The 14,776-nt window shown below is 42.6% G+C and carries 7 protein-coding genes and 1 pseudogene; 3 read left to right on the forward strand and 5 right to left on the reverse strand.

The annotated features are described in order from the left end of the window. The first annotated feature begins 131 nt into the window (after positions 1-131). Positions 132-5,981 carry a beta strand repeat-containing protein gene (locus G3T18_RS17000; protein WP_224411771.1) on the forward strand — a complete coding sequence of 1,950 codons (5,850 nt, stop codon included), beginning with the start codon at positions 132-134 and terminating at the stop codon, positions 5,979-5,981. Between the two features lie 184 nt (positions 5,982-6,165). Here G3T18_RS17000 and G3T18_RS17005 read toward each other — a convergent pair whose 3' ends face one another. From G3T18_RS17005 to G3T18_RS17020, 4 genes and pseudogenes are all read right to left on the reverse strand, one after another. Beyond that, the gene (locus G3T18_RS17005; RefSeq protein ID WP_224411772.1) at positions 6,166-6,594 is read right to left on the reverse strand and encodes a hypothetical protein; all 429 of its coding nucleotides are present in this window, start codon (positions 6,592-6,594) and stop codon (positions 6,166-6,168) included. A 620-nt stretch (positions 6,595-7,214) separates the two neighbouring features. Beyond that, positions 7,215-7,931, reverse strand: a pseudogene (locus G3T18_RS17010) (adenylate/guanylate cyclase domain-containing protein); the annotation flags it as partial. A gap of 506 nt (positions 7,932-8,437) precedes the next feature. Beyond that, positions 8,438-10,171, reverse strand: a complete 1,734-nt coding sequence (locus G3T18_RS17015) for an ATP-binding protein (protein WP_397333962.1) — start codon at positions 10,169-10,171, stop codon at positions 8,438-8,440. 113 nt (positions 10,172-10,284) lie between these two features. Further along, positions 10,285-10,518, reverse strand: coding sequence for a type II toxin-antitoxin system CcdA family antitoxin (locus G3T18_RS17020; RefSeq protein ID WP_224411774.1), 234 nt, complete (start codon positions 10,516-10,518; stop codon positions 10,285-10,287). Here G3T18_RS17020 and G3T18_RS17025 point away from each other — a divergent pair. Beyond that, positions 10,517-10,771 carry a hypothetical protein gene (locus G3T18_RS17025; protein ID WP_224411775.1) on the forward strand — a complete coding sequence of 85 codons (255 nt, stop codon included), beginning with the start codon at positions 10,517-10,519 and terminating at the stop codon, positions 10,769-10,771. The two genes, G3T18_RS17020 and G3T18_RS17025, sit on opposite strands and share 2 nt — an antisense overlap. Further along, positions 10,768-12,573 (forward strand): translation elongation factor 4, encoded by a 1,806-nt coding sequence (lepA, locus tag G3T18_RS17030; protein WP_224411776.1) that lies wholly within the window; start codon positions 10,768-10,770, stop codon positions 12,571-12,573. The genes G3T18_RS17025 and lepA overlap by 4 nt, the downstream gene beginning before the upstream one ends. 210 nt (positions 12,574-12,783) lie before the next feature. Here lepA and G3T18_RS17035 read toward each other — a convergent pair whose 3' ends face one another. After that, positions 12,784-14,502: a putative bifunctional diguanylate cyclase/phosphodiesterase gene (locus tag G3T18_RS17035; RefSeq protein WP_224411777.1), complete on the reverse strand. Its 1,719-nt coding sequence runs from the start codon at positions 14,500-14,502 to the stop codon at positions 12,784-12,786. Positions 14,503-14,776: the final 274 nt, after the last annotated feature.

Genomic DNA, 14,776 nt, shown 5'->3' on the forward strand with positions numbered 1-14,776 from the left:
GAAACAACAAAGCTCTCGCTGAGTTCAGGTGGATTAAGTTATCGCTCAAAGTCGGTTTTTGAGATCCAAAAATTGACACAGGGCTGTAATACCAAACTCCTCACACAAACACAGTAAACCAGGTAACACATATGGCGACTTTCAATCCGACAACAACAGAAGAACTCATCCAAGCAATTCAAGATGCCAATGCTAATGCTGAAGCAGACACAATCAACCTAGTTTCTGGTGCTACTTACACAATTACAGGTAATGAAACAGGCGTACCATTTACCGCCACAGCCGAAGATCCTAACAATCCAGGTTTAAACCAGTTTCCTGATGGAGTTTCTGGATTACCTAACATTACCAGCGAAATTGTTATCAACGGTAACGGAGCAACCATTGAGCGCTCTCCAACGGCGACAGGCAACTTCCGACTTTTTTATGTATCAATACCAGGAAACCTAACTCTTAATGACGTAACCCTTACGAATGGCAGGGCAGAAGATGAAGCTGTAGGCCCAGGTATATTAGGAAACAATGCACCAGATGATGGTGGAGCTATTTTCAACCGGGGTACACTAACCGTAAATGATAGCACCTTCAGCAATAACGCGGCTGTGGATGATGGGGGAGCGATCGCTAATGAAGGTCAGTTTGCTACTCTCACAGTAAATAATACTGATTTCATCAATAATACTGCCGAAGGTGATGGCGGTGGTGACGATGGTGGTGGCGCGATCGATAATAACGCTGGAGGTACTCTAATCCTTGAAGGAAATACCTTTGAAGGAAATAGTGGTGACGAAGGTGGTGCAATCCGCAACCGTGGCGGTAGCGAAATTCAAGATAACGGCAACAATACTTTCAGTAACAATGAACCAAACAACGTTGAACTAGAAGATGACCCTGCCGTTGACGATCCACCATTTAATACCGTCCCAGGCGATCAGAATGTACTCCTCGGTTCAACACTAACTTTTGCAGATGATGTCAGCGACACTGGTAACTTAATCACTGTCAACGATCCTGATACAGCCACACTAGATGTAACCCTAACAGCAACCAACGGGACGCTGAATTTAGGTCCCACAGTTCCAGCAGGAGTAACAACTACAGGAGATGGTACCGATACAATTACCTTAAGTGGTCCCGTTGCCGATCTCAACACAGCTTTAGACGGTCTAGGTTTTGTTCCCACCGCCGAAGGTACAGGAACTATCCAAATTGAAACCAATGACGGAACTTCAACCGATACCGACACCGTTGAGATAACTATTGCCGGAACTAACAATCCCCCTGTGTTCGATCAAGATCCTTTTACTTTCGACGTTGAAGAAGCAAGCACTGCTGGTACCGCAGTTGGGACAGTAACAGCCACAGACCCAGATACAGGTGATACCCTGACATATTCCATTATTGATGGAAACACTGATGGTGATAGTGATACCAACTTGGCTTTTGCGATCGACCCAGCAACAGGAGCAATTACCGTCAACGATCCTGACGATATCGTCAATGGTACAGACCCAGAATTTACTCTCACCGTAGAAGTTGAAGACTCCTTCGGTGCAAGTACCACAGCTACAGTGAATGTCAATGTCAACGAAGTAGGTGACAATCCACCAGAGTTTAGTCTAGATACTTTTACTTTTGACATTGAAGACGGTAGCACTGCTGGTACTGAAGTTGGGACAGTAACAGCCACAGACTTAGATGACGATATTGTCAGTTACAGCATTACTGGTGGCAACGATGATGGTGATGATGGTGATGGGGAACTACCTTTCGCGATCGACCCAGCAACAGGAGCAATTACTGTTAACGATCCTGACGATATCGTCAATGGTACAGACCCAGAATTCACTCTAACAGTAGAAGTCACCGATGCCAACGGCAACACCGATACTGCCGAAGTTCAGGTTAACATTGGTGACGTTACTGGCACACTAATCGACGCAGTAGATGATGAAGCTACTACAGCTTTAGATACACCTGTTACCATTAGTATCCTCGACAACGATACCTTTGGCACTTTAGTGACGATTGAAGTTGACGACGATTCTGCTACCAACGGTACTGTAGAAATTAATGACAACGGCACTACAGCCGACTTCTCTGATGATTTTCTAGTCTTTACCCCTAATGCAGGTTTTGATGGGTTTGAAGACTTTAATTATACGATTACCGATGAAACTGGTAGCGATACAGCCACAGTTATCGTTGAAGTAGGTGGTGATGTCATCGCTACCATCGATGCTGTAGACGATCTTGCTGAAACTGAAGCAGCTACACCAGTTACCATCGATATCCTCGACAATGACATCTTTGATACTTTAGATAGTCTCGAAATTGAGTTTGATTCAGTTATTAACGGTACTGTCGAAGTCAATGATAATGGTACTACGGCAGACTTTACCGATGACTTTATCGTCTATACACCTGATGCTGGCTTTGATGGGGTAGAAGATTTTACTTATACCATTACATCAGGCGATGACAGCGACACAGCGACAGTTGAAATTACTGTTGGAGCAATTCTTAGCACTCTTGATGCTGTTGACGACGAAGCGATTACAGACACAAATACACCCGTTACCATTCCGATTCTCGATAACGATAATCTCGGTGATGGCTTAAGTCAGCAACTTACTATTGACGATACTACCTTACTCAACGGGACAGTAGAAATCAACGACAATGGCACTACGGCAGATTTCTCCGATGACTTCGTTGTCTATACACCCGATCCTGACTTTGAAGGTGTAGAAGACTTTAACTACACTATTACCGATGGGACTAACACCGATACGGCTGAAGTTACCGTCAGCATTGGCGTTGTCGATACTTCTATCGATGCTGTAGAGGACGAAGCGACAACAGAGGCGGCTACACCTGTTACGATTAATATCCTCGATAATGACATTTTCGATTCTGCCACTTTACAAGATATCCAGATTGATTTTGCTGAGGTTATTAACGGTACGGTAGAAATCAATGACAATGGAACTACAGCAGATTTCTCTGATGACTTTGTTGTCTATACACCTGATGCTGGTTTTACCGGGGTAGAAGATTTCTCCTACACGATTACAGACGATACGGGTACTGATTCGGCGGAAGTATCGATTACAGTTGGTGATGTCATTACTACTATTGACGCTGTAGACGACGAAGCCACCACAGAGGCAGCTACTCCTGTTACGATTAATATCCTCGATAATGACATTTTCGGTACTTTAGATAGTCTCGAAATTGACTTTGCTGAAGTTATTAACGGTACGGTAGAAATCAATGACAACGGGACTACAGCAGATTTCTCTGATGACTTTATTGTCTACACACCAGATGCAGGTTTTACTGGGGTAGAAGATTTCACTTACACAATCACAGACGATACGGGTACTGATTCGGCGGAAGTATCGATTACGGTTGGTGATGTCATTACTACTATTGATGCTGTAGACGACGAAGCGACAACCGAAGCCGCAACTCCTGTTACAGTCAGCATCCTTGACAATGACACTTTCGGCACTTTAGAGAATCTTGAAATTGACTTTGCTGAAGTTATTGGTGGTACGGTAGAAATCAATGATGGCGGTACGACTGCCGATTTCAGTGATGACTTTATTGTCTACACACCTGATGCTGGTTTTACTGGGGTAGAAGATTTCTCCTACACCATTACTGACGATACGGGTACTGATTCTGCTCAAGTGTCAATTACTGTTGGTGATGTCATCGCTACCATCGATGCTGTAGACGATCTTGCTGAAACTGAGCTAGCTACACCTGTCACAATCAACATTCTCGATAATGACACTTTCGACGCTGCTACCTTAGAAAGCATCGAAATTGATTTCTCTGATATCTTTAACGGTACAGTGGAAATTAATGACAATGGCACTACGGCAGATTTCTCGGACGACTTTATTGTCTTTACCCCGGATGAAGGATTTAGTGGAACTGAAGATTTTGACTATACCATCACTGATGGTACAGGTAGCGATACAGCGAAAGTAATAATCACAGTTGATGAAGACGTGGTGATTACTACTATTGATGCTGTTGACGATCTTGCTGAAACTGATGCGGCTACACCGATCACCATCAACATTCTGGATAATGATACTTTCGACGCTGATACGATTGAAGCGATCGAAGTTGACTTTGCTGATGTCTTCAACGGTACGGTAGAAATTAATGACAATGGCACTACAGCCGATTTCAGCGACGATTTCATTGTCTATACTCCAGATGCCGACTTTGATGGTATTGAGGATTTTGAGTACACGATTACCGATGCTACAGGTAGCGATACTGCAACGGTTGTAGTTGGAGTTAACGAAGTTGTTGTCGGAGCTACACTCGATGCGGTAGATGATACGGCAAGTGCTGAAGCGGCTACACCTGTCACCATTGACATTCTCGATAATGATGTTTTCGATACTATTGATAGTCTCGAAATTGACTTTAACGATTTACTCAACGGTACGGTAGAAGTTCTCGACAACGGTACACCAACTGACTTGACTGATGATGTCATTGTCTACACTCCGAATGACACTTTCCGGGGAGTGGAACGATTTGACTACACGATTACCTCTGGTGATGAATCAGATAGTGCTTCAGTGACAGTTACCGTTACTGAAACTGACGATCCTAATCAGCCACCTGTAGCTGGGGATGATACGGCAACAACCGATCTGGGTATCCCAGTTAATATCAATGTTCTCGCTAATGATAGCGATCCTGACGGAGATCCGCTTTCACTAAGTATCATTAACGCTCCTGATAACGGTACAGCTACGGTTAATAACAACGGTACGCCTACCGATCTGACTGACGATTTCATTACTTACACCCCAACTGGTGACTTTGTTGGTGAAGATACCTTTGTTTACCAGGTTGATGATGGTAATGGTGGTACTGATACGGCAACAGTAACAGTCACGGTGGCAGATGATGGCGGCGATGTGGTGCTGATGCCGCCAACGAATAATGTTTTCCCCATTGGTGGTAATCCAAATCAGGACGCTACCTTGAAGTTCACGTTAACTGGTGTAGATGCAGCGTTAGTTAACCAAATCGGCGTGTTTGAAGTTGATGATGATGCTGGTGCGATCGGTACTCTCGAACCGGGAGATTCGGGTTATATCACCGCAGCACTGAATTCGGGACAGGTAATCTTCTCGGCGCTTTCTTCCGAGTCACCAGATTTCTTCGATACTCAGTTCCTGGGCGACGATGCGATGCGGATTTTGTCTGGCTTCCAGGGTAGCGATCGCCTCGGTTTCTATCTCATTCAAGGTAGCACTTCTGAAGCGGTACTCTCTGGCGATACTCCTCAAAGCAATGTACTGTTGGGCTTTGCTTCTAATGGTGGAGATGAAGTGCTGAGTGTAGATGAAATCTCTGATGGTTTATTCCAGCTATCATTTGAGGATACCCCTGATGTAAGTGGCGATGATGCACCTTTTGGTGACTTGGTTGTTACTGCTCAAGTAACCAATGAAGATCCTGTGATTGGTGCTGGGCTGCAAGGAGAAGTTGAATTAATCGACTTGCGTGAGTTCCAAGGTGAGCAATTACAAACTCAGATTATTGCTACTGGAGAAGCTCAGTTGGATAATCGTGGCGGTTTGTATATCGTTCAAGATACTGATGGCACTGTCTTCGATCCTGTAACTGGTCAATTTGTGACTCCGGGTCAAGCAAATTACGCTGAGGCTGCTTTGCGTAATAGTGTTATTGAATTCAACCGCGTCGATCCTGATGTGTTTAACATTGCAGGTGGATTCCTCTATGCACCTTATATGCAGATTGGTGGCGATTCCGATCAAACTTTGTTTGCTTTCAATGAAGCTAATCCACAAGGTTTTGATGCTAGTCGCTTGCTCGCTGATAATACCTTTGGCTTTGAAGATGTCGTTAGTGCTACAGAGTTGAGCGACTATGACGATTTTGCCTTCCAGGTTAATTTCGCGGCTGATGTCTAATTAAATTCTCTGGGTAAAGTTTCTCACTTTACCCCTGGAGAAAAGGGGATGGGTTTCAAACCCATCCCCTTTTTACACTCAAAGATTTTCTTTACCAGATGATTCTTTTTTTGTCAAGCCAAATACAGACAGTTTAACAAAACTTGTCTGTAAAGAGAAGATTTTTGGGTTTTTATCTGCTGAGTCAAGTATTTTTAGCCACTGGCGATCGCCCCGCTTGAGTTTTGGCGAGATCGAGAAACTCCAGAATTGACTCTGGTTTAGCTTTGGAGTCAATCAAATGCTGCACGTCAGCAACCAGGCGTTTTGGTACATAACGGCGATTACTTCTACCATTACGATAATATCCATATCGATATTGTCTTACCGAACCATCCCAGTTACGTTCTTCCTCAATCCATCCCGTACCCCGGGAGGATGAAGTCGTATAAATAAAACAGTTTACCGCTCCTGCTTCCTGAAGCAGATTTGCTTGCTCTTCCGAAAGAGCAACTATTTCTGCTTGAATTTGTAGTTTTCTAGCAGGAGTTGCATCCTTAAGCTGATGAACTAGAACCTGCTGTTCTCGTAAAATCTCGTTGAGACGAGTCTCTGGCGATTTTTCTTTAGACATAAAAGTTACCAGCAGTAATCCTATCGACATCAGCTTGAGGCTGCTTCTTAGTAATTTAGCATCTAAGAGCAGAGGTTTGAATCTACTACTTGACTGATTATAGTGCCATCCGAGCAGGCAATGAAAAGTTTGCAACATATTGTTTCACCGCATTGAGTCCAGGCGTACCATCGACTTACCTCTCCACACTGTCTAGCTAGTAAGTTTTGCTCTTGCTTCGGTTTTAGCGATTGAGAAGCTAGATTCACCTCAGCAAGCTGAAGAGGAAAAATCGCGAGTATTAAAGCCGTAATCATGACGCAATGCACCCTTGTTCTATTGTTGCAGAAGTTTGGGAAAATATCCGGAAAACTCCTTTGATATACCCCAGATAAATTTTGCAATCCTCTGACGGATCTTGGTAGAGGGGCTATACCCCTCAAGGAGTAAAGCTACAAGCCGATTTCAACCTGTCAGTAGTAGTCAAGCCAAAATCACCTATGTTAATTTTATCTGCTCAGAGGAATATTATTTCTAGGGATTTGGGACCTTGGATTAGTGTTACGTCTGTAGAGATTAAGTGAAATTGAACAAATTAAGCAAAATTTTCTTTAATTCAGTTAAAGTAACAATTCTTAAAATTAGCGCTCGTCAACTTTTTTGCCCATTAAGAGATAAGTAATCATATTTCCTTTTCCTTTAATATCGATCGCGCCCCGACAGACAAAATGATACCTATCTTTTAATTTTTCGTAAGTAGTAGCAGTGACTTGAATTTTACCAGGAATTCCGTGGGATTCCATGCGACTAGCAGTGTTAACAGCATCACCCCAAAGATCGTAAGAGAATTTTTTCTTACCAATTACGCCAGCAACTACTTGTCCAGTGTTAATCCCAATGCGAATGCTAAGGTTAAAGTTATGTCGAGCATTAAATTGAGCAATTTCTGCTTGCATAGCGATCGCCATTTCGGCAACTGCTTCAGCGTGGTCACTTCTTGGTGTAGGTAAACCACCGACTACCATATAAGCATCGCCAATAGTTTTAATCTTCTCCAAATTATAATTTTCCGTGAGGCGATCGAAGAGCGAAAAAATTTCATTGAGCAAGTTTACCAATTGTACGGGAGAAATTTGGGCAGAAATTTGCGTAAAACCAACCAGATCGGCGAAAAGAATAGTTGTTTCGGCAAATCCATCCGCAATATAACTTTTTCCTTGTTTTAACTGTTCGGCAATAATTTCTGGCAAAATATTAAGTAATAATTGTTCTGATTTTTCTCGTTGTAAAGCTAATTCTTGATTTGCTTCTCGTAACTGAGCAGTACGTTCAATCACATTTCTTTCTAATTCCTGAGAAGTTTGGAGCATCCGCCCAATAACTACAGCTATTCCCGAAATCCCTAAAAAGCCAATACTTCCTAACATAATGCTAGTTTCTCGCAGTCCGTTGCGGGTCATAGTCACAAACGGATCCAAAGGAGTAGTGATTTCCAAAACTCCCCGCACGTCTCCAACTTGCCAATCATTTTTTGGTGTATCAGGATGGCTGTTATGACGAGACGGTGCATATTCCACATCGCTAAGGTTACGCCGATCGCAAACAGTAGCGTTAGGAGTAAGATCGTTTGCTGGTAAAGAAGTCGGGCAAAGTTAGATAATACCTTGGAGATAAACTGATTCATTGCGAGATTCTCCTGGGAACAAAACGACGAGCGATCGCTACTAACGCAAGCTTTCTAATTCCCTAACTTTCTTGAGTTGCGATCGCTGATGCTCCCTGAAACTAACGATCGCGATCGAGGTCGCTAAAGAGTTGGTTTTGCTCGTTACCGACCTTCTCAGTGTTACTCAAGTTAAGCTTCTCAGTTAGTAAGAGAATTCATTTCCTGTTCTCCAGATTTAATCACTGGTGCTTGATATAAAGGAACGGTAAAAGTTACTGTCGAACCGAGCCATTCGCCCATACTATAGAAATTAATCACCCCACCCATCGCTTCGACCAACTTTTGGGAAATAGCTAAACCCAAACCAGTTCCACCATATTGACGAGTGCGAGAACCATCTACCTGATTAAAAGATTGAAATAGCCGATCTTGCTTGTCGAGAGGAACGCCAATACCTGTATCGGCGACCCGGACTCGAACCATACCGGGATATTCTTGATTATTAACAAAAACTTTCTTCCGAACCACCTCAGCCGCGACCGTTACTCCTCCTTCGTTAGTAAACTTAATCGCATTACCCACCAAATTTAACATTACCTGTAACAAACGTTGGTAGTTACCGTAAATAATTACTTTGTCATAAGTAGCTGGAAGTTTGAGATTAAAGTTGAGCTTTTTGCGTTCTGCTTGAGGTCCGGTAAAGTTTTTCACATTTTGGAAAAGTTCGTCTAACTCCACCGGAGCCAGATCCAGTTCCATTTTACCTGCTTCGATTTTGGCAATATCGAGAATATCGTTAATTAAATTCAGTAAATGTAAAGCGGAACTATGAGCTTCTTCGATAAATTCTCGTTGTTCTTCCGGGTCATCTGCCATTCCTTCTAAAATGAGTTTCAGAAAGCCAATAATTCCGTTGAGAGGAGTACGCAATTCGTGAGAAGTAGAAGCGAGAAACTCACTCTTGAGACGAGAAGCCTCTTCAGCTTCATTGCGAGCTTCTTCCAATTCGCGGTAGAGAGTCGCTTGCGCGATCGCGGTTCCCACTTGATCGGCTAATTCGCGAACTAACTCTTTTTCCGCAGCGCTCCACATTCTGTGGCGATCGCATTGATGCAAGCAAATCAAACCGTTAGGTTTATTGCGATAGCAAGTTGCCACTGCTAGTACCGACATTACTTGACTATTATCAGCTTCGATCCGATCGACAGTCACTACTTCGCGAGTAGCGATCGCTTGCTTCAATTCCAGGTCTTCTTCCCAATCCAATTTGCTTGCTAACATCGACTTAAACGGTTTTTGGCGATTTTCTGCTTCTACCTTCAGTCGTTTTCTCTCTGGATTATAGGAAATTAGCAAACAGCGACTTACTTTTAGCGCCTCTCCCAAACTGGTTGCTGTTTGCTGCCAAATTGTCTCTAAATCTAGGGTACGACGAATGTTACGAGCTATTTGAGTTAATAGTTTTTGATAAGGATCGGGATTTACAGGTAATGCTGAGTTACTGGTTACGGAGATTTCTGTTTCGTTTAAAACGTGACCCATCACTAGCACTGATTGTGCTGTACCATCTGCTTGCAAAATCGGACTGACAACTAACTCTAAAGGTAAGGACTTCCCCACACAGTCAAACCAGCAATGACACTGTTCGGGAATCCGTCTCTCCAAAACCCGCTCAATTCTCTCATGATAAGCTTCTAAAGCGACTGGGGCTAAGACTTCATCTAATTTTTTTTGTTCAATTAGATCCCCTACTAAACCGTAATCAACAGCTTTTCGCCAATAAAAAGAGAGATATTTACCGGAGCTATCTTGTACAAACACCATTTCAGCTCCTAAATTCTGCCAACTTTGAGAATTAGCTAGGATTGCAGCCGCCGATTTGGGAAAGCTAGACTTCATGTGAGAATTTTGGGAATCAGTGAGAACTACCATCTTACCTATTGATCGCGAAACAGTAAGCCAACTGGTCGAGAAGATAATTTAGATTAACAAACCCTGATGCTGCTGTGTATCGATTTAGATCGTCTCGGGAGGTGATTTGTGTCTTAATCGTTCCACTCACCTCGCGGTGGAACGGGTGGATTGCGACGCAAGCTGCGAGAGAGATCGTCATCTTGTTCGCCTCGTTCGCCTCTGAGCCATTGTTTAATTGCTGTTTCAATGACTCGCGAAGGATCGTTGGTTAAGTGCTTGATTTGCTCGATTAGGTCTGAATCGAGTTGAATTGAAATTTCTACTTTTTCATCCGATCGCTGCGAGCCTACTACTTTATCGTTCATGATTTTAGTTTCTTTTTTTTACCCTACTTTTGCATTTTACGATCTCGTGGGAGAGAGAATCGGGATCTCGCTTGTTGTTGCCGGTATTCCCGTGATTATTTCTTTAAATTTAGCTGCTGAATTAGCTTTTTTTCCCCGCGAGAACTGTAAACAGCGATCGCTGTTGTCGGAAATACATCCTTTTGTCGAAGATCGACCTTACAATAGTTTAAGAAGTTTTAATTTTTTCTTGCCGCAGCTTGGATACTTATGACTGACGTTCCCGTCTCTCGCATCCGTAATTTCTCTATTATCGCTCACATTGACCACGGAAAATCAACTTTGGCAGACCGTCTCTTACAGGTGACGGGTACTGTCGCTCAAAGGAAAATGAAAGAACAATTCCTCGACAATATGGATTTAGAACGAGAACGAGGAATTACGATTAAGCTACAAGCGGCACGCATGAATTATACTGCTAGCGACAAGCAAGATTACGTGCTGAATTTGATCGATACCCCCGGTCACGTGGATTTCTCTTATGAGGTTTCTCGGAGTCTGGCTGCTTGTGAGGGGGCTTTGTTGGTAGTTGATGCTTCCCAAGGTGTGGAAGCGCAAACTTTGGCGAATGTTTATTTAGCGCTGGAACACGATCTAGAAATTATTCCGGTTTTAAATAAAATTGACCTTCCTGGTGCTGAACCGGAAAGGGTATTAGCAGAAATTGAAGAAGTTGTCGGGCTTGATTGTAGCAGTGCAATTCGCGCTTCGGCAAAAGAAGGAATTGGGATTAATGAAATTCTTGAAGCGATCGTTCATTTGGTTCCACCTCCCCAGGATACAGTCGCTCAGCCCCTCAGAGCTTTAATTTTTGACAGTTATTACGATCCTTATCGGGGCGTAATTGTTTATTTCCGCGTTATGGATGGAACAGTCAAAAAAGGCGATCGCGTCCTGCTCATGGCTTCGGGTAAGGAGTACGAAATTGACGAGTTAGGAGTTCTCTCTCCTACTCAAATCGAAGTAGATCAACTTCATGCTGGTGAAGTGGGTTATTTTGCGGCGGCAATTAAAACTGTTGAAGATGCCCGCGTCGGCGATACAATTACTCTGGCAAAGGCTCAAGCTGAGTCTCCTCTCCCTGGTTATAAAGAGGCTAAACCAATGGTCTTCTGTGGTTTATTTCCTACCGATTCCGACCAATACGAAGACTTGCGCGATGCTTTGGAAAAACTCAAACTCAATGATGCTGCTTTGCATTACGAACCAGAAACTTCCACAGCAATGGGTTTTGGTTTCCGTTGTGGTTTCTTGGGTTTACTCCACATGGAAATTGTCCAAGAACGCCTCGAACGAGAGTATAATCTCGATTTAATTACCACTGCTCCTTCGGTAATTTATCGCATTACTACTACTGACGGGGAAGTGATGGAAATTGACAACCCCAGTCAACTTCCACCACCAAACCAGCAGGAAAAAATTGAAGAACCATTAGTCAAAATTGAGATAATTACTCCGGAAGAATACGTCGGTCCGTTAATGGAACTTTGTCAAACTCGGCGCGGCATTTTTACGGACATGAGATATTTTACACCGACGCGAACTACTTTAGTTTACGAGTTGCCTTTAGCAGAAGTAATTACTGACTTTTTTAACCAACTTAAATCGCGCAGTCGCGGTTATGCCAGTATGGAATATCAAATGCTGGGCTACCGCGAAGATAAGTTAGTCAAATTAGATATTCTGGTTAATGGCGATCCTGTCGATTCTTTGGCTACCATCGTTCACCGCGATAAAGCTTATCATGTCGGTCGCGCTTTAACAGAAAAACTCAAGGAATTAATTCCTCGTCATCAGTTCAAAATTCCCATTCAAGCTTCTATTGGAACTCGCGTTATCGCTAGCGAACATATTCCTGCTTTGCGCAAAGATGTCTTAGCAAAATGTTATGGCGGTGACATTTCTCGGAAGAAAAAACTGCTACAAAAACAAGCTAAAGGTAAAAAACGCATGAAGGCGATCGGAACTGTTGATGTTCCTCAAGAAGCTTTTATGGCTGTTTTACGCTTGGAATAGTGGTGTCGAGACGTTGTACAGTTTTACTGCTGACTGCAACGGTGCGGCTAACATCCTCAAAAAAGTAGCGGCAACTTTGAAATTTTCTCTCAAAGGAGTCAGTAGGGGCGCTTTGACTACGCCTTTAAGAGTCCATTTTTGGATGGCTTAAGAATCCCCTCCCTTTAGCAACGCGGAGGGAGGGGAGCAGTCAAAAACGTCTCGACAAATCTAAACAGGATTTGTTGAAAGTAAAGCGAGAACTGCATCGTCGGGGAGAGGTCGAGAGAAAAAGTAACCTTGGGCGTATTCGCAACCGAGATCGCGGAGAAGATCTCGTTGTTGTTGTGTTTCTACGCCCTCAGCGATCGCCTCTAATCCTAGACTATCTGCTAAGCTGATAATTGCTCTGACTATATCAATATTTTTGCCACCATTATCCATATTGTTAATAAACGAGCGATCGATCTTGAGAATATTAATTGGTAAATGATGCAAATAAGCTAGAGAAGAATAACCCGTACCAAAATCATCAATGCAGATCCGTATTTCTCTTTCTTGTAATTGGGTTAGCAATCTGCTGACAGCTTGAGGATTTTCCATCAAAACGCTTTCCGTTATTTCTAATTTTAATTTATGACCGCTCAGACGAAATTGTTCGCATATTCGGTCAATGTTTGCTAAAAAATTAGGATGTTTAAGTTGCAGTCCCGAAACATTTACACTAATAGTTAGATCTGAATTGTGGGGATAATATTCTTGCCAGATACATAATCTTTCTATCGCTTCAGTTAATACCCACTCGCCGAGAGAAATAATTAGTCCGCTTTCTTCAGCTACGGGAATAAACTTAGCTGGAGAAATTACTCCTTGTTGGGGATGCCGCCATCTTACTAGCGCTTCAAAACCGATTAATTCTTCTGTTTGTAGAGAAACAATTGGCTGATAGTGTAAATATAGCTGCGCACTTTTCAGGGCTTGTTGTAAATCAGTTTCTAAATTAAAGCGCTCAATTACTTTTTCGTGCATACTGCGATCGAAAACAGCCCAACTTCCTCTACCCTGTAATTTAGCGTAGTGCATTGCTGTGTCTGCAGCTTTAAGAAAATCTTCGGCTTGCTGATAACTCAGATTACTCATGACTACGCCAATACTAGCAGTTGAAGTAATTACAGGTCCATCAAAGTTATGGGGAGATTTTAACTTGGATTGAATTTCGTTTATTCTTTGTTTAGCTTGTTCGAGAGTATCTATATCTGGCAGCAAAAAAGCAAAGTTATCTCCTCCTAAATGGGCTAAAAAATCGCGATCGCTGAGGCAAGTTTTTAAGCGACGGGATGTCGATCTCAGCATTTCTTCTCCTACCAAGTGACCGAGACTATATTTAATCATTTGGTAGCGGTCTAAATCTAAAAGCAGTACGGCAAAAGGAGAATTAAAATTATGTTCTTGAAAGTTTTTGATTTTTAAGTTTAAATGCTTAATAAATTTGGTACGATTCGGTAAACCTGTCAATTCGTTGTAATAAGCGAAGTAGCGCAATTTTTTTTCTGCTTTCCGGCGAGCCCCTCGCTCTTTTGCTTCTCTGATTTCCCGCTCGATCGCCGGAACTAATCTTGCTAGTTTATCTTTGAGGAGGTAATCGTGAGCGCCTGCTTTCATCGCTGCTACTGCGGTTTCTTCGCCAATCGAGCCGGAAACGATTAGGAAGGGTATGTCTAGCTCTTTTTCTTGTAATAACCTCAGAGCTTCCATCGCACAAAACTGAGGTAGAGAGTAGTCACAAAGAATTACCTCCCAATCTTGTTGCTCTAAGGCTGTTTTCATCGCTATTTTCGTTTCTACTCTTTGAGAAATGGGTTCGTAACCATTTCTTCGTAATTCTAAGAGGAGTAGTTCGGCATCGTCTACAAAATCTTCAACGATTAAAACTCGTAGTAATTTACTCATCTCTCCTTGAGAAGGATATAAAGTTTGCTTAATTACTGAGCGCTACTAATACTTTTCTCCATTGTCTAAACTAATGCAAAAAACGAGACAAAAATGACTCTATTACACAGAATATTTAACTTTTGAGCAAAATTATCCGGAAAGTTGTTCCCCTTGCCATAATCATTCCTAAATATTAATTTTATCTATTTTTTTGACTTCCTTTTGCCCAATTTTATTTTTTGGTAAAGATATTAGTGAATCTACTGAACTAATTACTTAGTTGCGAGCTGGC

The sequence above is a fragment of the Oscillatoria salina IIICB1 genome (genome assembly GCF_020144665.1).
Taxonomy (GTDB): domain Bacteria; phylum Cyanobacteriota; class Cyanobacteriia; order Cyanobacteriales; family SIO1D9; genus IIICB1.